The 17,949-nt window shown below is 42.8% G+C and carries 16 protein-coding genes; 13 read left to right on the top strand and 3 right to left on the bottom strand.

The genetic code is table 11. The annotated features are described in order from the left end of the window. Positions 1 to 36: 36 nt before the first annotated feature. A complete protein-coding gene (locus H6G83_RS09070) occupies positions 37 to 660 on the top strand; it encodes a class I SAM-dependent methyltransferase (protein WP_190470229.1) in 624 nt (207 codons plus the stop codon). A gap of 627 nt (positions 661 to 1,287) precedes the next feature. On the opposite strand, the gene H6G83_RS09065 is transcribed toward H6G83_RS09070, so the two are convergent. Then, on the bottom strand, positions 1,288 to 1,854 hold the full coding sequence (locus H6G83_RS09065; RefSeq protein ID WP_190470226.1) for an NUDIX hydrolase: 567 nt from the start codon (positions 1,852 to 1,854) through the stop codon (positions 1,288 to 1,290). Positions 1,855 to 2,082: 228 nt separating this feature from the next. On the opposite strand from H6G83_RS09065, the gene H6G83_RS09060 reads away from it, so the two are divergent. The 6 genes from H6G83_RS09060 (at position 2,083) to H6G83_RS09035 (ending at position 9,302) form a co-directional block, all read left to right on the top strand. After that, the gene (locus H6G83_RS09060; protein WP_190470222.1) at positions 2,083 to 3,135 is read left to right on the top strand and encodes a dipeptide epimerase; all 1,053 of its coding nucleotides are present in this window, start codon (positions 2,083 to 2,085) and stop codon (positions 3,133 to 3,135) included. Continuing rightward, on the top strand, positions 3,119 to 4,165 hold the full coding sequence (locus H6G83_RS09055; RefSeq protein WP_190470220.1) for a DUF1611 domain-containing protein: 1,047 nt from the start codon (positions 3,119 to 3,121) through the stop codon (positions 4,163 to 4,165). The genes H6G83_RS09060 and H6G83_RS09055 overlap by 17 nt, the downstream gene beginning before the upstream one ends. A 34-nt stretch (positions 4,166 to 4,199) precedes the next feature. Next, on the top strand, positions 4,200 to 5,459 hold the full coding sequence (locus H6G83_RS09050; protein ID WP_190470217.1) for a GTPase family protein: 1,260 nt from the start codon (positions 4,200 to 4,202) through the stop codon (positions 5,457 to 5,459). 118 nt (positions 5,460 to 5,577) lie between these two features. Next, positions 5,578 to 6,444, top strand: coding sequence for an N-acetylmuramoyl-L-alanine amidase (locus tag H6G83_RS09045; protein WP_190470213.1), 867 nt, complete (start codon positions 5,578 to 5,580; stop codon positions 6,442 to 6,444). Positions 6,445 to 7,542: 1,098 nt separating this feature from the next. Continuing rightward, on the top strand, positions 7,543 to 8,295 hold the full coding sequence (locus H6G83_RS09040; protein ID WP_190470210.1) for an SDR family oxidoreductase: 753 nt from the start codon (positions 7,543 to 7,545) through the stop codon (positions 8,293 to 8,295). 254 nt (positions 8,296 to 8,549) lie between these two features. Further along, positions 8,550 to 9,302, top strand: a complete 753-nt coding sequence (locus H6G83_RS09035) for an SDR family oxidoreductase (protein ID WP_190470207.1) — start codon at positions 8,550 to 8,552, stop codon at positions 9,300 to 9,302. A 585-nt stretch (positions 9,303 to 9,887) separates the two neighbouring features. Here the strand turns inward: H6G83_RS09035 and H6G83_RS09030 are convergent. Then, positions 9,888 to 10,811 carry a nucleoside hydrolase gene (locus H6G83_RS09030; protein ID WP_190470203.1) on the bottom strand — a complete coding sequence of 308 codons (924 nt, stop codon included), beginning with the start codon at positions 10,809 to 10,811 and terminating at the stop codon, positions 9,888 to 9,890. Between the two features lie 16 nt (positions 10,812 to 10,827). Here H6G83_RS09030 and H6G83_RS09025 point away from each other — a divergent pair, with 16 nt between their 5' ends. The 4 genes from H6G83_RS09025 (at position 10,828) to H6G83_RS09010 (ending at position 14,908) form a co-directional block, all read left to right on the top strand. Then, positions 10,828 to 11,259 (top strand): nucleoside deaminase, encoded by a 432-nt coding sequence (locus H6G83_RS09025; RefSeq protein WP_190470200.1) that lies wholly within the window; start codon positions 10,828 to 10,830, stop codon positions 11,257 to 11,259. Further along, a complete protein-coding gene (locus H6G83_RS09020) occupies positions 11,240 to 11,437 on the top strand; it encodes a hypothetical protein (protein WP_190470197.1) in 198 nt (65 codons plus the stop codon). Before H6G83_RS09025 ends, H6G83_RS09020 begins: the two co-directional genes overlap by 20 nt. A 218-nt stretch (positions 11,438 to 11,655) precedes the next feature. After that, complete coding sequence (locus H6G83_RS09015) at positions 11,656 to 12,132, top strand: hydrogenase maturation protease (protein ID WP_190470194.1); 477 nt, start codon at positions 11,656 to 11,658, stop codon at positions 12,130 to 12,132. Between the two features lie 16 nt (positions 12,133 to 12,148). Then, the gene (locus H6G83_RS09010; RefSeq protein ID WP_190470192.1) at positions 12,149 to 14,908 is read left to right on the top strand and encodes a bifunctional acetate--CoA ligase family protein/GNAT family N-acetyltransferase; all 2,760 of its coding nucleotides are present in this window, start codon (positions 12,149 to 12,151) and stop codon (positions 14,906 to 14,908) included. A 249-nt stretch (positions 14,909 to 15,157) separates the two neighbouring features. Here the strand turns inward: H6G83_RS09010 and H6G83_RS09005 are convergent, their stop codons facing one another. Continuing rightward, on the bottom strand, positions 15,158 to 16,558 hold the full coding sequence (locus tag H6G83_RS09005) for an amidohydrolase (RefSeq protein WP_190470189.1): 1,401 nt from the start codon (positions 16,556 to 16,558) through the stop codon (positions 15,158 to 15,160). Positions 16,559 to 16,641: 83 nt separating this feature from the next. Between H6G83_RS09005 and H6G83_RS09000 the strand changes: the two genes are divergently transcribed. Beyond that, the gene (locus H6G83_RS09000) at positions 16,642 to 17,436 is read left to right on the top strand and encodes a cysteine hydrolase family protein (RefSeq protein ID WP_190470186.1); all 795 of its coding nucleotides are present in this window, start codon (positions 16,642 to 16,644) and stop codon (positions 17,434 to 17,436) included. Beyond that, entirely contained in the window at positions 17,437 to 17,892 is a 456-nt protein-coding gene (locus H6G83_RS08995) for a cupin domain-containing protein (RefSeq protein ID WP_190470183.1), read from the top strand. Positions 17,893 to 17,949: the final 57 nt, after the last annotated feature.

Here is a 17,949-nt window from a genome sequence, read left to right as displayed (position 1 = left end):
TATTAAATATAAAGCTTAACAGTTAGGAATAGTACAATGGCAACAATTTTCAGAGACTTAAGTTATCGCTATCAATGGCTGTACGATGCCATATCTCGTGTAGCCGCCCTCAGTGTGGGTGGAGAAGCCAGATTTCGGGAATTGGCTTTGCAAGGTTTAGCGATCGCCCCAAATACTTCTATCCTAGATGTATGCTGCGGTAGTGGTCAGGCGACGCAATTCTTAGTGAAATATTCACAAAACGTAACAGGACTAGATGCTTCTCCCTTATCTTTACAAAGGGCTAGGCAGAATGTACCACAAGCTAATTATGTAGAAGCTTTTGCGGAAAAAATGCCCTTTGCAGACAATCAGTTTGACATAGTGCATACCAGCGCCGCTTTACATGAAATGCAGCCGCAACAATTACGCGAAATTATTCAAGAAGTTTATCGAGTATTGAAGCCGGGAGGGGTGTTTACCTTAGTAGATTTCCACAAGCCGACAAATCCCATATTTTGGCCTGGGTTGACAGTATTTTTACTCCTGTTTGAAACAGAGACAGCTTGGCAGTTATTAAAAACAGATTTAGCTGGTTTATTGAGTGAAATTGGTTTGCAAGTAAATAAGTCAACCTTGTATGCAGGTGGTAGTTTACAGGTAATTCAAGCGCGGAAATAAATGCGATCGCACAGCAAGCGCGTTTATTAAGGGACTTCCAATAAAAAAATCTACTATCACTGTGATGGCAAGGGGGCAGGGGGAAAGACAGTTGCTTTGATGCAGATAAATTGCATAGTTTATTTTCTGGAAGTCCCTAACAGGACGCATTAGCCTTGCTAAACTACTGGACTGGCAAGGCTAAAATGTTGCATTATTCCTTTCTTGTAGGATGGGCATCTTGCCCGTCCGGTGCGGACAAGATGCCCACACCACAAGATTTATTTTCATTGCACTATTTTAGCCTTGCCACGCCACTACTGGCTTGTCTAGGTTAAAATAGTGTAATAAAAAATCCGTTTCATCGGCGTTCATCGGCGTTCATCGGCGGTTTTTTATTTAAACCTATTGCCACATTTTAGTCCGGTCGCGCCACTACTGGCTTGTCTAGGCTAAAATAGTGCAATAGCAATCTATCATCTGCGTTCATCTGCGTCCATCTGCGTTCGATTTTTCCCCATCTAATGCCACATTTTAGTCTGGTCACGCCAATAGGGTGCGTCAGCCGCAATAATTTCGTACACATTCAAGGATTTTCTACATCTGACGCACCCTACCCCAAATGCTGTCACCTGTCACCTGCTATATTTACTTGATAAATTGTTTCTCACTAATAAACCTTAATCCTAAAAATAAACCTGCAACAGTTCCTGCTACGGAAATTTCGCCTTGAGTAATTTTCTCTAGAATTGACTCTATAGGAATCAATATAACTTCAATCTCTTCTGTAACATCTAAATTCTGCTCTCCTACTTTCATCACATCCTCTGCCAAAAATAAGTGAATTTGATTAGTTTCTTTACTGGGATTATCGTAGAGAGTAGCCATTTTTATTAGTTGTTTAGTTGTATAACCAGTTTCTTCTTGTAATTCTCTCAAACCCGCAGCTTCAGCACTTTCTTCTGTTGGCTCAAACCTCCCAGCAGGCAGTTCTATAAAAAAGTCTTCTGCCCCATGCCTGTATTGACGCACAAAGATAACTTCTCTATTAACGGTGATAGGAAAAACTAGGACAATATCAGGCTTAATATGTACAAAATAGTCATCGATTACATCACCGCTTGGTAATTGCACCTCATCTTGTCTCACTTGACACCAACGATGATTTAAGACCATTTTTGAGTTGATTATTTGCCATTTTTGTAATTTGTTCATATTTGTTAGTTGTTTTGGGGTATGATGATTTTGCTGGGCATTGCAACGCCCTACAGATAATTATTTATTTACGAAATAAATTTCATTTCTATAGATTCATTTATTTAGCTCTTATTTTCTCAAGTTTTAGCGATTCAGATTGAATGTAAAAAAGTATAACAGATACATTAAATAAGCTAAAATTTGTGTTTACACTGTTTCTGCTCTCAGCAAAGATTGAGCATCGTTATGCAGGTAGAAGTTAATTTGTTTACGGTCAATAAAAGGTTTCCTTTGACCATTAGTCGCGGGACTACAGCAAAGACAACGAATGTTTGGGTGAAAATTCTCCATGATGACATCGAAGGCTGGGGTGAAGCTTCACCATTTGGGGTGGGTAATTATGGACAATCTACGGAGACAATCAAAGACTACTTGCAGCAATTAGCACCATTATTGCAACCATTTAGCCCTTTGCAGAGACAGGAAATCGAGCAATTATTTGTGAAAAATCAGGTTCCTTCGGGTGTGCGGGCGGCGTTGGATATTGCCATGCACGACTGGCTGGGTAAGCGGGTGGGTTTACCCCTGTGGCAAATTTGGGGACTCGATCGCCAGGCTATAGTCCCGACTTCAGTTACTATCGGGATTGATACACCAGAAAGAGCAAAAATACGCACAAGAGACTGGCTAGAACTTACAGATGTGCGTTTGTTGAAAGTAAAGCTAGGTAGCCCTCATGGTATAGAAGCAGACAAAGAAATGCTGTTAGCTGTGCAGCAAGAAGCAACAGCACAAGAATGTTTTGTCGATGCTAATGGGGGTTGGAGTTTAGCAGATGCGATCGCCATGTGCAATTGGCTAGCTGAGTTGGGGATCAAGTATGTGGAACAGCCTTTAGTTAGGGGACAGGAAGAGGATTTAATAAAACTCAAAGCACAATCTCCCCTACCCATATTTGTCGATGAAAGTTGCTTCAACAGTACCGATATTCCCCGTTTAGCTAATTATGTGGATGGGATTAATATCAAATTAATGAAATCAGGGGGTTTAACTGAAGCCCTGCGGATGGTACATACAGCAAAGGCTTGTGGGTTGCAAGTGATGTTTGGTTGTTATTCTGACAGTACACTATCAAATACGGCTGCGGCACAACTAGCGCCCCTAGCTGATTATTTAGACTTAGATAGTCACCTCAACTTAAGTGATGACCCCTTTACAGGTGCATTACTACAAGAGGGGCGAGTGTTACCAAATGATTTACCAGGGTTGGGGGTAAAATATAGTGCATCTGCCACTTAATCAACGAGTAGCAATTTTGCTACATGAAGGAACTACTGGAACTGTTGGCAAAACAGGGTTAGCACTTTTACGCTACAGTGAATACCCTATTGTTGCTGTCATTGACCGTGATGCGGCGGGTAAATCTTTGAGGGAAATTACGGGGATTCAGCGTGATGTACCGATTGTAGAGTCGGTGGCAGATGCTTTACAATACCAGCCCCAAGTTTTAGTTATTGGTATTGCCCCAAAAGGTGGGGCGATACCTGAAGATTACTGGATAGAATTGAAAACGGCGTTAGGGGCTGGGATGTCTTTGGTGAATGGTTTACACACACCCTTGGCAAATATCCCCGAATTAAATGCCCTTCTCCAACCTGGACAATTAATTTGGGATGTCCGTAAAGAACCGCCTAATTTAGAAGTGGCTAGTGCGGCGGCGCGGACTCTCCCCTGTCGGCGGGTGTTGACGGTGGGGACAGATATGGCAATAGGGAAGATGTCCACCAGTATAGAATTACATCGGGCATCTAAGTTGCGGGGTTTGCGTTCTCAGTTTTTGGCTACTGGGCAAACTGGGGTGATGTTGGCAGGGGATGGTATAGCCTTGGATGCGGTGCGGGTAGATTTTGCTGCGGGTGCGGTGGAACAGATGGTGATGCGCTACGGCAAAGACTATGACATTCTGCATATTGAGGGGCAAGGTTCCTTACTGCATCCTGGTTCTACTGCTACCTTACCTCTAATTCGGGGTTCCCAAGCTACGCAATTACTGCTGGTACACCGTGCTGGACAAACCCACAATAAGAATAATCCTCATGTACCCATACCACCATTACCGCAAGTAATTCACCTGTATGAAACTGTGGCTAGTGCGGGTGGGGCTTTTGGGACTGTGCCGGTGGTGGGTATAGCTTTGAATACTGCCCATTTAGATGAGGATGCAGCACAAGAGGCGATCGCCCAAACAATAGCAGAAACTGGTTTACCTTGCACTGATGTCGTCCGCTTTGGTGCTGATGTTTTATTAGATGCGGTGATGCAGAATTAGAATAGATATGGGTGTACCTCAATAATTAATTGCGATGACTAGGCGAGGCGATAATTCTTGGGCAGAACGTGTTACTGGTGTCTGGCAAAAGGCAACAGATAGTTTAGTGCAGATATTACCCGTGGAACAGGTTTCACAGAAGTTTGTCCAGTGGTTCAGTGTGAGTGAGGCGGAAGTTGCTGATATTCTGGACAAGGTGCGTCAGGAACTGCCAACTACAGAGGCTTTACTACTAGGTAAGCCACAAGCTGGTAAAAGTTCGATTGTACGCGGACTGACGGGAGTTTCTGCGGAAATTGTCGGACAAGGCTTTCGTCCCCACACCCAACACACCCAACGCTATGCCTATCCATCTAATGACCTGCCGTTATTGGTTTTTACTGATACGGTGGGTTTAGGTGATATCAACCAGGAAACCCAGGGAGTTATTCAGGAATTAGTCGGGGACTTGAAGGAAAAAAGCGGACGCGCCAGAGTCTTGATTTTGACAGTGAAAATTGATGACTTTGCTACTGATACCCTACGGCAAATTGCTCAAAATTTACGTCAGAAGTACCCAGAGATACCTTGTTTACTGGCTGTCACTTGTTTACATGAAGTTTATCCCCCTGATGTAGAGGATCATCCAGCTTATCCGCCAAATTATGAAGAAGTTAGCCGGGCTTTTGCGGCAATACAAGCAGCTTTTGCGGGAGTTTATGACCGTGCCATTCTCATTGATTTTACTTTAGAGGAAGATGGTTATAATCCGGTATTTTACGGTTTAGATGCACTCAGGGATAGTCTGGCTGAACTCCTGCCAGAAGCAGAAGCTAAAGCTATTTATCAGTTATTAGATAAGCAAGCGGGTGAGAAATTAGGCAATCTCTACCGGGATATTGGCAGGCGTTACACCTTATCCTTTGCGGTGATGGCGGCGGCATTGGCGGCTGTACCATTGCCATTTGCTACCATGCCAGTGCTGACAGCTTTGCAAGTATCGATGGTGACAATGTTAGGAAAATTATACGGTCAAACAGTCACACCATCTCAAGCTGGGGGAATTGTGAGTGCGATCGCCGGGGGGTTTTTAGCCCAAGCTATAGGTAGGGAGTTAGTTAAATTTGTACCAGGATTTGGGAGTGCGATCGCCGCCTCTTGGGCAGCAGCCTACACTTGGTCTTTAGGGGAAACAGCCTGCGTCTACTTTGGTGATTTAATGGGTGGTAATAAGCCTGATCCGCAAAAGATTCAGTCTGTGATGCAGGAAGCTTTTGCTCACGCCAAGGAACGGTTTAAGGGTATTAAGTCATAATTTCTTAACGCGGAGGTTCGCAGAGGTTGGCGCGGAGGGGTGAGGAAAGATATTAGCCAACTTTATACAAAGATAAGTATATTAATATTAGTTAAGGCAGCATTTTAAGTATAAAATAATGAATTTTCGTGACTGGGCTACCAGAGTTACGCTCATTTTTCTGATGTTAGCCGCTTTGATATTGGCGTTACTAGTTGGCAAGGCTAGACAGTTACCCCAGGGCGCAGCAACATCAACGTCAGATACAACTTGGCGACAATATCCCCAAATTCAAGTCCATTCATTCACAAGTCAAAAAAATCAAGCAGTAAATATCATTAAACCCCCAGCGCCAAAAAATCAGGCTGTTGGTAAATATGCAACTACTCTAGCTTTTGATAAGTATAAACCCAGATTAGAAATTGCGGCGGTAGATCCCAGCAATTATGGTGAAAGATTTGCTCAAGATGTTAATGGTATACCTGTAAATAATCAACCAATTATAGTTATTCACGAAACTAGTAATTCTGCTGCTAGCGCGGTTAACTTCTTTCAAACACCTCATACAGATGAGAACGTCCAAGCAAGTTATCATGCCATCATTAAATTAGATGGAACGGTTTTATATTTAGTACCTCCAGAAAAGCGGGCATTTGGTGCTGCTAACTCAGTTTTTGAGGGGACAGATGGAGCCGAAACCGTGCAAACTAATCCTAACTTACCACCATCTGTAAATAACTTTGCTTATCATGTTTCTTTGGAAACTCCACCAGATGGCAGGGGCAATAATTTCTTAAAATCTCATAGTGGTTACACGGAAGCACAATATAATTCTCTAGCTTGGTTAATAGCTCAAAGTCAAGTACCAGAAGACCGCATCACCACCCATAAAGCGGTAGACCGTTCCAACCAAAGAGTAGATCCCTTGAGTTTTGATTTTGATAAATTTCAGCAATTACTGAATACTTATCGTCAGCCAACTCCAGTTTATAGGGCGCAGAAATAGGTAATATTATGTCCGCTTAAATACTTATTATATCTTAGGAATTGGTAATTGTTTTTTACTATTACCCATTACCTATTAAAGTAACTATAGCAGTAGCCACATAGGTTAGGACAATGAGGAATCATCAAATCTTTACTGCAAGGGCTTTCTCTTGCCTGTCCCCTGTAACCTATCACCTCTCCCCTGCTATATATCGTCAGTAATTAGCGGGACTTAAACATTTTTGAGGCAGAAATAAACCTCAAACCCATACAGGACAAGGAAAATACACCACAGGCTCAAAAATGCTTGAAACCCAGATATAGCAAGAAATTAGTCAAAACGATGTCAAATTCCTTCTGTGTATACATTTGAGTAGTTTTTCTGGCTACGTTTTGTCTAAGTCCCGTTAGCCGGACTTGATTTGTAGAGATTGCCATAATAGTCTCTACATTATTTATTTGCTGCAACTTTATAGAGAATTGGTATCAGTATAAATTCTGTTGCCTTATTGCCCATTTTCAATTAAATTCGTTTTAAAGGCTAATGAAGTGATATTTATATCACTTTATAAAAGTTTTTAATGATGGAATAATTATTTTTAGGACTTACCCAATTGTCATAATCAAACTAACTGTAGGCTGTGTCAGCCCCAATAATTTCGTAGACATTCAAGGATTTTCCACATCTGACCGAAGATGAAAAGGATACAAGCCCCTAAATTTATTTATGGACAATGTAGAAACAATTTTGCTGAGATGCGTAAGCACAAGGCAAAAAATTCCTTGTCTTGAGCCGCCTAAATTTATTTATGGGGATTGTAATGCGTGAATTTTGAATTTTGAATTGGAGCGTTCGCGTAGCGTCTCGTAGAGAAGCGACTTGACGCACCCTACCCCAAGTGCCAGTTGCTTAAGTCCTGATTTTTTTAAACTCCCTATTAATTGACTTAGTAGTGTAGTGCCAACAATTATTCTATCTATTCTTGATATCTTGTTAGCAATTTGAGCAGATGTTTCAGCAGAATTTTCTTATAGTAAACATCTAACTTTTGTTATGTTGTAGAACAACTTTTTGGGGTTAAATAATTTTAGTTCAATTAGGGAAAAGTGAGTTTATATGCCAGGGTTTTTGAACAAAGTTGTATTAATTACAGGAGGTAATTCAGGTATTGGTCGCGCAACTGCTTTAGAATTTGCTCGACAAGGAGCAAAGGTAGTAATTGCTAGCCGTCGAGTTAAAGAGGGTGAAGAAACAGTTTCACTAATTCAAGATAATGGCGGTACAGCTATTTTTATCCAAACTGATGTAACTCAAGCTGTGCAAATTGAAAATTTAATTGAGAAAACAGTTACCGTTTATGGTCAGATTGATTATGCCTTTAATAATGCTGGCACTGCGGGAACTCGAAATCTTGGAATTGAACAAACAGAGGAAATATGGGATCTGATTATTAATACCAATCTCAAAGGAGTTTGGCTGTCAATGAAATATCAGATATTACAAATGTTAAAGCAAGGTGGCGGTGTCATTGTCAATAATGCTTCTGTAGCTGGAATGGTTGGTTTTCCTAATGGTTCAATTTATGCTGCTAGCAAGCATGGCGTGATTGGTTTAACCAAAACACTAGCTTTAGAACACGCTAAAGACAATATCCGAATAAATTGTGTCTGTCCTGGTGGTGTAGAAACTGATATGCTAACTCGTTTTTGGACTGAAGAAGGTACGAGTCAAATCAAATCTGCACATCCTATTGGTCGATTAGGTAAATCAGAAGAAATAGCAAAGAACGTGATTTGGCTTTGTTCAGATGGCGCTAGCTTTATTACTGGTCAATCTATTGCGATTGATGGTGGTTATACAGCACAGTAAGTTTTAATTTTCAATAGGACTTACGCAAGTTTCATAATCAAACTAACTGTAGGGTGCGTCAGTCTCAATAATTTCGTACACATTCAAGGATTTTCTACATCTGACGCACCCTACTATTGTGCTTGATATCTTACTAGCAATTTGAGCAGATATTTCAGCAGAATTTTCTGATGGTCAACATCTAATTTTTGTTATGTTGTAGAACATCTTTTTGGTCAATTAAGTTTATTTCAATTAGGGAAAAGTGAGTTTATATGCCAGAGTTTTTGAACAAAGTTGTATTAATTACAGGTGGCAGTTCAGGTATTGGTCGCGCAACTGCTTTAGAATTTGCTCGACAAGGCGCAAAGGTAGTAATTGCTAGCCGTCGAGTTAAAGAGAGTGAAGAAACAGTTTCACTAATTCAAGATCATGGCGGTACAGCTATTTTTATCCAAACTGATGTCACTCAAGCTGTGCAAATTGAAAATTTAATTGAGAAAACAGTTGCCGTTTATGGTCAAATTGATTATGCCTTTAATAATGCTGGCACTGAGGGACAATACGCTCCCGGAATTGAACAAACAGAGGAAATGTGGGATCTGACTATTGATACCAATCTCAAAGGAGTTTGGCTGTCCATGAAATATCAGATATTACAAATGTTAAAGCAAGGTGGCGGTGTCATTGTCAATAATGCTTCTATAGCTGGACTGATTGGTTTTCCTAACGCTTCTATTTACACTGCTAGCAAGCATGGTGTGATTGGTTTAACCAAAACACTAGCTTTAGAACATGCTAAAGACAATATCCGAATAAATTGCGTCTGTCCTGCTGTTATTGAAACTGATCTGATAAATCGTGTTTTTAATGAAGAAGGTAAGACTAAGTTGGCTACTTTACATCCTATTGGTCGATTGGGTCAATCAGAAGAAATAGCAAAGAGCGTGATTTGGCTTTGTTCAGATGGCGCTAGCTTTATTACTGGTCAATCTGTTGCGATTGATGGTGGTTATACAGCACAGTAAGAGATTATTTATAAAGTAAACCTTAAATTGTAGTGGCGTGTCAAGACTAAAATGTGGCATTAGATTGGAAAAAAATTGAACGCAGATGGACGCAGATAAACGCAGATGTTAGATTGTTGGCTAATGCACAAGTTTAGTCTTGCCAGGTCAATAGGAATCAGATTTGATTTATGGACAACTGTAGGGTGGGCAATGCCCACCTTTTTTAATTTTTAATTGATATGGCAGGGGAAAGGTGACAGGGGACAGGTGACCGAGAACAGGGTGTGGGTTGTGGGGTGTAGGGTGTAGGGGAAAACGCAATTCCACACCCTACAAGCTTCCTTGCCCTCCGAAGTTCAGATCGCCGGAAATCGGCGATCTGACTTCTCTCTATTTTTAAATATGGAAACAGAAAAAAAGATGTATTTCGAGACAAGAAACTTGCGAGAAATACAGTGTCCTTATTTGAAACCCCATTATTTAATTATGGGGTTCCCTACACCCTACACCCTTCCCCCTACACCCCTTTCATAGGTTCAAGACCTGCTTACTACAAAGATTTTGTGATTCATCAATGTCCTAACCTATGTGGCTACTGCTATATTATCTAGCCCATTGCTGCAAAATGTACGAATAAAAAGCCTCTTTATCTACTTGATCCATAGCTAAAATTTTGCGTCCACCGGGGACAACTTTAGTCCGTCCTTGACTTAAACCTGTGGTGATAATTTCTGTTTCCCATTCGCGTAGTTGATAAAATTCTGGGTGTCCTAAATAAGCGGTGGCTAATACATCCCAAAAATAATAATCTTGGGGAATTACTAAGGCATAACATTGTCCGGCTAAATCGGAAATGGGATAATGACGTTGCTTTCCCATTTTGTAGACAACATCCGATGTCACAGGTACATTATTAGTTATATCTAAGGGACACATAATAATTTGAATTTGGGTTTGCCATACCCTGGCGGCGGAAACTGCATCCCAATACACATTCCATTCGGCGGAACCATCTTGTCCCGCTTCTAAACTTTTTTCCACATTACCAGGAACATTCAAAGCGCCACCCATCCAAACAATTTTGTCAATTTTGGCTTCTATATCTGGTGCTTTGTCTAAGGCGATCGCAACTGTTGTTAATGGCCCTGTTACCATCAAGGTGACTGGTGCTGGTGCTTCCCTCAAGATTCTTACCATGAAATCTTGACCTGTTTCTGCCAATAAAGGGGTTTGAATCGTATCGTTTTGGTTGAGAATTGGCAGATGGTCAACAATAAATGAATCACGACGATACAACTGAGGGAAAGGATTAATACCGCGTACTGTACTCTCTGCTACTGGTATGTGAGAGAATCCCATCAAATCGATAATTTTTCTTGTAGCACTAACGGCGGGTTGGACATAGCAATCAGCTGGTGTGACGACAACGCCAAGCAGTTGAATATGATCCATCGTCAACAGCAGCATAGTTGCTAGATAATCATCTACACCGCCATCGTGATCCATTAATACGAGTTGTTTTGTCATGTTAGGAGATAAAAATATGGATGAATTTATGCAGGCTGCTATTCAAGAAGCCAAACAAGGTAGACAAGAAGGGGGAATTCCTATCGGTTCGGTTCTTGTCAAGGATGGTAAACTTCTCGGCAGAGGACACAACAAGCGTGTACAAGATGGTGATCCTGTAACTCATGCCGAAATCGATTGTCTCCGTAATGCGGGGAGAGTTGGCAGCTACAGAGGTACTACTTTATATTCAACCTTAATGCCGTGTTATTTGTGCGCTGGGGCTGTGGTGCAATTTGGAATTAAAAAGGTAATTGTCGGCGAATCTCGCACTTTCCCCGGTGCTAAAGATTTTATGGTGTCTCACGGTGTGGAAGTGATTGATTTGGATTTGGATGAATGCGAACAGATGATGAGTGAGTTTATTGCAACTAATCCTGAATTGTGGAATGAGGATATTGGGAAATAGGGACTGGGGACTGGGGGGAGATGGGGGAGATGAGGGAGTGGGGGGAGATGAGGGAGATGAGGGAGATGGGGGAGATGAGGGATTGGGGGGAGATGGGGGAGATGAGGGAGATGGGGGAGATGAGGGAGTGGGGGGAGAGGGGGGAGATGAGGGATTGGGGAGAACAACTGTCAACTGATAACTGATAACTGATAACTGATAACTGATAACTGTCACCTGTCACCTGTCACCTGTCACCTGTCAACTGATAACTGATAACTGTCAACTGATAACTGGCTTCCTCACGAGTTCCTCATGTTTTTCTCTTATTCTCAGACATAAAGCTACTCCAATTAAGGCTACTCGTTAGGGGGACAAATTTATGCCTTGGCTGTACTTGCGTGAGAAGCAAAAATCATGAAGAAAAATGTAATGGTGATTGGATATGGTAATGATTTGCTCAGTGATGATGGTATTGGACAACGTATAGCTGATGAGGTCGCTTCTTGGCATTTACCTTCTGTCAAATCTGTCTGTGTCCATCAACTTACTCCTGATTTAGCGGAATCGTTAGCAAGGACTGATTTGGCTATTTTTGTTGATGCTTGTTTGCCAGTGGATAACTTTGATGTACAGGTACAGTCACTTTCACCTGCTTGTGATATTGATAGTAATTTACATATCGGCAATCCCCGATCGCTTTTAGCTTTGACTGCGGCTATCTATGGTAGTTGTCCTTCGGCTTGGTGGGTGAGAGTCCCTGGCGTTAATTTTGAATTTGGCGATCGCATCTCTCAAACTGCGGAAATAGGCTGTGCGATCGCTTTAGTTAAGATTGTCCAACTTCTTGACAAAGTGAACAATCTCTGGATTGAAAATAGAGCCATAGTGTAACTATGAACTACTAATTATGCAGAAATCTCTCAAGCCAGGCGATCGCACCTATGATATCTTGCACTCAGAGAAGTTAAATCCTCTTGATGCCATCTTTGCTCCCCGGAGTGTCGCTGTGATTGGTGCTAGTGAAAAGGCTGGTAGTGTGGGACGCACCATCCTCTGGAATTTGATTAGCAGTCCTTTTGGCGGGACTGTTTTCCCAGTCAATCCTAAACGGCATAGTGTTTTGGGAATTAAAGCCTATCCCGCAATTGCCGCTATTCCCGAAGTAGTTGATTTGGCAATTATTGCTACCCCGGCTCCCACAGTACCGGGGATTATTTCTGAATGTGTGGATGCGGGTGTGAAAGGTGTAATCATCATTTCTGCCGGGTTTAAAGAGGCTGGTGCTGAGGGTATTGCCTTAGAACAGCAAATTCTCACACAGGCGCGTCGCGGTAACATTCGCATCATCGGCCCGAACTGCCTGGGGGTGATGAGTCCCCGCACTGGCTTAAATGCTACTTTCGCTAGTTCTATGGCGCGTTCTGGGAATGTGGGTTTTCTCAGTCAAAGTGGTGCGTTATGTACAGCTATCCTTGATTGGAGTGTGCGGGAAAATGTGGGTTTTAGTGCCTTTGTCTCCATCGGCTCAATGTTAGATGTGGGTTGGGGTGACTTGATTTACTATCTTGGTGATGACCCGCAAACTAAAAGTATTGTCATATACATGGAATCGATTGGTGATGCGCGGTCTTTTATCTCCGCAGCGCGAGAAGTAGCACTCAGCAAACCGATAATTGTGATTAAAGCAGGTCGTACAGAAGCCGCAGCTAAAGCAGCCGCATCTCACACTGGGGCATTGGCGGGTAGTAATGCCGTGTTAGATGCAGCTTTTCGCCGTTGTGGGGTGTTGCGGGTGGATAGTATCTCCGATTTGTTCGATATGGCGGAGGTAATGGCAAAACAACCCCGTCCCCAAGGCCCTAGACTGACGATTTTGACCAATGCTGGCGGGCCTGGAGTATTGGCTACGGATGCTTTAATTGAGGCTGGCGGCGAACTTGCACCAATTGCACAGCAAACCATTAATTCCCTGAACGAAATCCTGCCTACACACTGGAGTCATAGCAACCCCATTGATATTCTCGGTGATGCTGACCCCCAACGCTACACCCAAGCTCTAGAAATTGCGGCTAAAGACCCTAACAGTGATGGTTTATTGGTAATTCTCACACCCCAAGCCATGACCGACCCCACCCAAACGGCGGAACAATTGCAACCCTACGCGCAAATAGCCAGGAAACCCATCCTCGCGAGTTGGATGGGGGGTGCAGATGTGGAGGAGGGAGAGGTAATTCTCAACCATCAACGTATCCCTACTTACGCTTACCCTGATACGGCGGCGCGGGTGTTTAGTTATATGTGGCAATCTAGTTACAACCTACGTGGTATCTACGAAACGCCTGTATTACCTGCTGTTGATGCTGCATCGGGTATACCCAACCGCAGTTTAGTAGAGAAGTTGATTGCCACGGCACGTCAGGCGGGACGGACAATTTTAACTGAGTATGAATCTAAGCAAATTTTAGCAGCCTATGGTATCCCAATTGTACCTACTTGCGTGGCGCAAACTGAGGATGCGGCGGTGCGATGTGCTGAGGGTATTGGTTATCCAGTGGTTGTCAAAATCTATTCCCAGACAATTACCCACAAAACTGATGTGGGTGGTGTGCAGTTGAACCTCCCAGATGCAGATGCAGTCAGGCGTGCCTATCGTACTATTGCTGAGTCAGTGGCCGAAAAGGCAGGTAAGGAGCATTTTTTGGGTGTTACTGTCCAGCCAATGGTGAAAATGGACGGCTACGAGTTAATTATTGGGAGTAGTCTTGATCCCCAGTTTGGGCCAGTGCTGTTGTTTGGGACAGGGGGACAGTTAGTGGAAGTATTTCAAGATAGAGCGATCGCACTTCCACCCCTCAATACTACTTTGGCAAGGCGGATGATGGAACACACCAAAATTTACAAGGCGCTCAAAGGTGTGCGGGGACGGCAAAGTATTGATATGGCAAGACTAGAACAACTGATGGTAGCGTTTAGTCAGTTGGTAGTCGAACAGCGTTGGATTAAGGAGATTGATATCAACCCTTTGCTTGCTATTCCACCAAATCCTTTAAATCACAGTGGTGAAGGATTAATTGCTTTAGATGCGCGGGTTGTGCTGCATGAAGCCGATGTGACAGAAGACCAACTACCAAAGTTAGCGATTCGACCTTATCCTATACAATATGTAGGACAGTGGACAATGAAAGATGGTACTCCTGTAACTATCCGTCCGATTCGTCCTGAAGATGAGCCTTTGTTGGTTGAGTTTCATAAAACACTGTCAGAAGAAAGTGTGTATTTTCGTTACTTCCATCTAATAAAACTGAGTCATCGCATCACCCACGAACGCCTCACGCGCATCTGTTTTATTGATTATGACCGGGAAATGGCTTTGGTTGTGGAATCGCCAGGGCAAATTTTAGCGGTTGGTCGATTAAGTAAACTACATGGAACCAAGACAGCTGAGTTTGCTATGTTAGTAAGCGATCGCTATCAATGTCAAGGTTTAGGTACACAATTGTTAGAGCGATTGCTGCAAGTTGGACGCGATGAGAAAATCGAACGTATAACAGCTGAAATCCTTGCTGATAACTATGGTATGCAAAGAGTTTGTGAAAAGCTCGGTTTTCAACTAGAACGCACCAACGAAGCAACTGTGATGAAAGCAGAAATTGTTATTAGTCAATAGTCAATAGTCAATAGTCAATAGTCATTAGTCATTAGTCAACAGTCCATAGCTTTTCTTCTCTGCTCCTCTGCTCCCCTGCTCCCCTGCCCCTCTGCTCCTTTCCCCTCCTGGGAGGGGTTAGGGGTGGGTTGCTCCCCTGCTCCCCTGCTCCCCCCTGCTCCCCTGCCCCTCTCTCTACCCCTCTTGCTCCCCTCTCCTCGTAGGAGAGGGGTTGGGGGTGAGGTCAAAACCCCACTGGTCGAACTCACGTTAAATTAAACCCATGACTGTGCGATAATGACGTTCAATTTGCCCAACGGTTTGAGATTGGCGTTTACTAACCCATTCACTCAGGTTAAATAACTCTTCTCGCAATTTATCAACGTTGATTGTAGTTACTTGACCATTGGCAATAATTTGTTTGCCATTTACCCAAGCACTATTCACAACATTTGTAGGACGACCTAAAACTAATAAACCTATAGGGTCTGTACGGGGAAGTAATGATAAATTGGTGAGGTCATACATGACTAAATCAGCTTGTTTGCCTACGGTAATAGAACCGAGTTGATCTGCTGAATTTAATCCTTTGACACCACCTAAAGATGCCATTTCTACTGCTTGTCTGGGTGTAATCCACTGGCGATAATCAAAATCGGTGACGTTGTGCAGAATAGAACCAATTTTGATGGCTTCTAACAAATCTTGCGAATCATTACTGGAAGCACCATCACAACCAAAAGTAACATTTACCCCGGCTTGGCGATATTTTAAAATGGGGGCAATGCCACTACCTAAGCGTAAATTACTTAAGGGGTTGTGAACAACTGTAGATTGAGTTTCGGCGAGGATGGCGATATCGGCATCATTTAACCAGACACAATGTGCTAAGGAAGTGCGATCGCCTAAATAACCAATGCGTTTAAGATGGGTAACAGCAGTACAACCGTATTTTTGCTGGGCGAGTTTTTCTTGGGCTTTGGTTTCTAATAAATGAGAGTGACGACATAAATTATAGCGATCGCTTAATTCAATACACCCCTCAAATAAAGCATCAGTACACAACTGAATCCCCGTAGGTGCAACTAAAATATTCACACCTTCCTCTGGACGATGAAACTGTCTCACCGCCTCCTCTATCAATTGTAAGGTGGCTTTTGTAGAACGGAAAAAAGGCTCATGGGTTTGGCTAGATTCCCCAGAGGGAATACCAGCCGTGAGGGATTCATCTTGAATTAGGGGGGCGACAAAAGCCCTTATTCCCACCTCTTTGTAAGCGCGGACTGCACAGGCGATAGTTTCTAACTCTTCCCCAGGGATCAATATGAGATGATCTACTACACTCGTCCCCCCAGACAGTAAAGTTTCCACCGCCGTACCCAAGGCGCTGAGATATACCTTCTCTGTATCTATGGGTGCAAAATCATACAGTTCAGCCAGCCATAACTCCAATGGATAAGCAGATATTACCCCTCTTTGCCACATTTCTGATGAATGGGTGTGGGCGTTGACGAAACCAGGGAGTAACAGCTTATTCTTCCCATCAATAGCATTACCCACAACCTCTAAATTAGAGGCAATGGCGGTGATTTTACCGTCTACTACCTGCACATCTGAGGTGGTATACCCGTCATCAGTAGCTAGTAAAACATTTTTGATAGTGAAACTCATAGCTTTTAACCTTAATTAAGTAATCACACGCTCAAGAGAATTTCAGGGTACAAAATAGTAATTGTGTTGGGCATAGCAATTTTATGGATCAGTCTTTACGCACATTGGGTATAGCGCCGAATGCTTGGCGGGTGAATCAAGCGATCGCAGATATCACTCGTCCGCAAAAGACCCCACAACCCGTTATCTTATCAACAGAAACTAAAACTCTGCGCCTAGACTTGGCAAAAACCGCCATCATTGTCATAGATATGCAAAATGATTTTTGTCACCCTGATGGTTGGTTGGCGCATATCGGCGTAGATGTGACACCAGCCCGTAAACCTATCGAACCTTTAAATATTTTACTGCCTCAACTGCGTGCGGTTGGTGTGCCTGTAATTTGGTTAAATTGGGGTAATCGTCCCGACTTAATGAATATTCATAGTAATGTGCTTCATGTTTACAATCCTACAGGTGACGGGGTGGGGTTAGGCGATCGCTTACCTAAAAATGGTGCTAAAGTACTGATGGCAGGTAGTTGGGCGGCAGCAGTCGTAGACGAACTCCAGCCATTACCAGAAGATATTTGTGTGGATAAATACCGCATGAGCGGCTTTTGGGACACAGCGTTAGATAGTATTTTACGGAACCTGGGAATTACTACAATATTATTTACTGGAGTCAACGCTGATCAATGCGTTATGACTACTTTATGTGATGCTAACTTCCTGGGTTATGACTGCATTTTATTACAAGATTGTACTGCGACAACTTCCCCCGATTATTGCTGGCTAGCAACGTTATACAACGTTAAACAATGCTTTGGTTTTGTTAGTGATTCACAAGCAATTTTCACAGCCCTCAATCATCCTGAAGCTACAGGAGAGGATAAATAAATGCGAGCTACTCGTTGCGTAATTCCTGTTATTAAATCACCCAAGGACTATCAAGTATATCGTATTAGTCCCAACGATACAAATCGGTTAGCAATTATTTTCGATTCCACAAATGCTAATACTTCCCTCACTTGCTGCGTAGAAATTTTTGATGTCGGTGGACAAACCCCACCAAATCGTCATCAATGGGCGATAGAAATGTTTTTTGTCATCAAAGGCGAAGGAATAGCCATGTGTGATGGCAAAAAAGTCCCAATCAAAGCCGGGGATAGTTTATTAGTACCCCCAACAGGAACTCATCTAATTAAAAATACAGGCAATAGTCGCCTGTACACATTAACAATTATGGTTCCCAATGAAGACTTTGCCGAACTAATTCGTAGTGGTACACGCCTAGAGTTAGATGCAGAAGATATGGCGGTGTTGGGTAGGTTAGATGCTTTGATACCTTGTTAGGGGACAGTTATCAGTGAACAGTGAACAGTGAACAGTGAACATCCCCTGATAACTGAA

This window comes from Anabaena azotica FACHB-119, assembly GCF_014697625.1.
GTDB lineage: Bacteria > Cyanobacteriota > Cyanobacteriia > Cyanobacteriales > Nostocaceae > Trichormus > Trichormus azoticus_A.
This window is presented reverse-complemented; position numbering and strand designations above follow the sequence as displayed.

Bases quoted from the DNA above. Each gene is read 5' to 3' on its own strand.
- H6G83_RS09020 (WP_190470197.1), top strand. From the start codon at position 11,240: ATGAGGATATTGGGAAATAGGGACTGGGGACTGGGGGGAGATGGGGGA.
- H6G83_RS09005 (WP_190470189.1), bottom strand. From the start codon at position 16,558: ATGAGTTTCACTATCAAAAATGTTTTACTAGCTACTGATGACGGGTAT.
- H6G83_RS09060 (WP_190470222.1), top strand. From the start codon at position 2,083: ATGCAGGTAGAAGTTAATTTGTTTACGGTCAATAAAAGGTTTCCTTTG.
- H6G83_RS09015 (WP_190470194.1), top strand. From the start codon at position 11,656: ATGAAGAAAAATGTAATGGTGATTGGATATGGTAATGATTTGCTCAGT.
- H6G83_RS09035 (WP_190470207.1), top strand. From the start codon at position 8,550: ATGCCAGAGTTTTTGAACAAAGTTGTATTAATTACAGGTGGCAGTTCA.
- H6G83_RS09045 (WP_190470213.1), top strand. From the start codon at position 5,578: ATGAATTTTCGTGACTGGGCTACCAGAGTTACGCTCATTTTTCTGATG.
- H6G83_RS09025 (WP_190470200.1), top strand. From the start codon at position 10,828: ATGGATGAATTTATGCAGGCTGCTATTCAAGAAGCCAAACAAGGTAGA.
- H6G83_RS09010 (WP_190470192.1), top strand. From the start codon at position 12,149: ATGCAGAAATCTCTCAAGCCAGGCGATCGCACCTATGATATCTTGCAC.
- H6G83_RS09070 (WP_190470229.1), top strand. From the start codon at position 37: ATGGCAACAATTTTCAGAGACTTAAGTTATCGCTATCAATGGCTGTAC.
- H6G83_RS09000 (WP_190470186.1), top strand. From the start codon at position 16,642: ATGGATCAGTCTTTACGCACATTGGGTATAGCGCCGAATGCTTGGCGG.
- H6G83_RS08995 (WP_190470183.1), top strand. From the start codon at position 17,437: ATGCGAGCTACTCGTTGCGTAATTCCTGTTATTAAATCACCCAAGGAC.
- H6G83_RS09030 (WP_190470203.1), bottom strand. From the start codon at position 10,811: ATGACAAAACAACTCGTATTAATGGATCACGATGGCGGTGTAGATGAT.
- H6G83_RS09050 (WP_190470217.1), top strand. From the start codon at position 4,200: ATGACTAGGCGAGGCGATAATTCTTGGGCAGAACGTGTTACTGGTGTC.
- H6G83_RS09065 (WP_190470226.1), bottom strand. From the start codon at position 1,854: ATGAACAAATTACAAAAATGGCAAATAATCAACTCAAAAATGGTCTTA.
- H6G83_RS09040 (WP_190470210.1), top strand. From the start codon at position 7,543: ATGCCAGGGTTTTTGAACAAAGTTGTATTAATTACAGGAGGTAATTCA.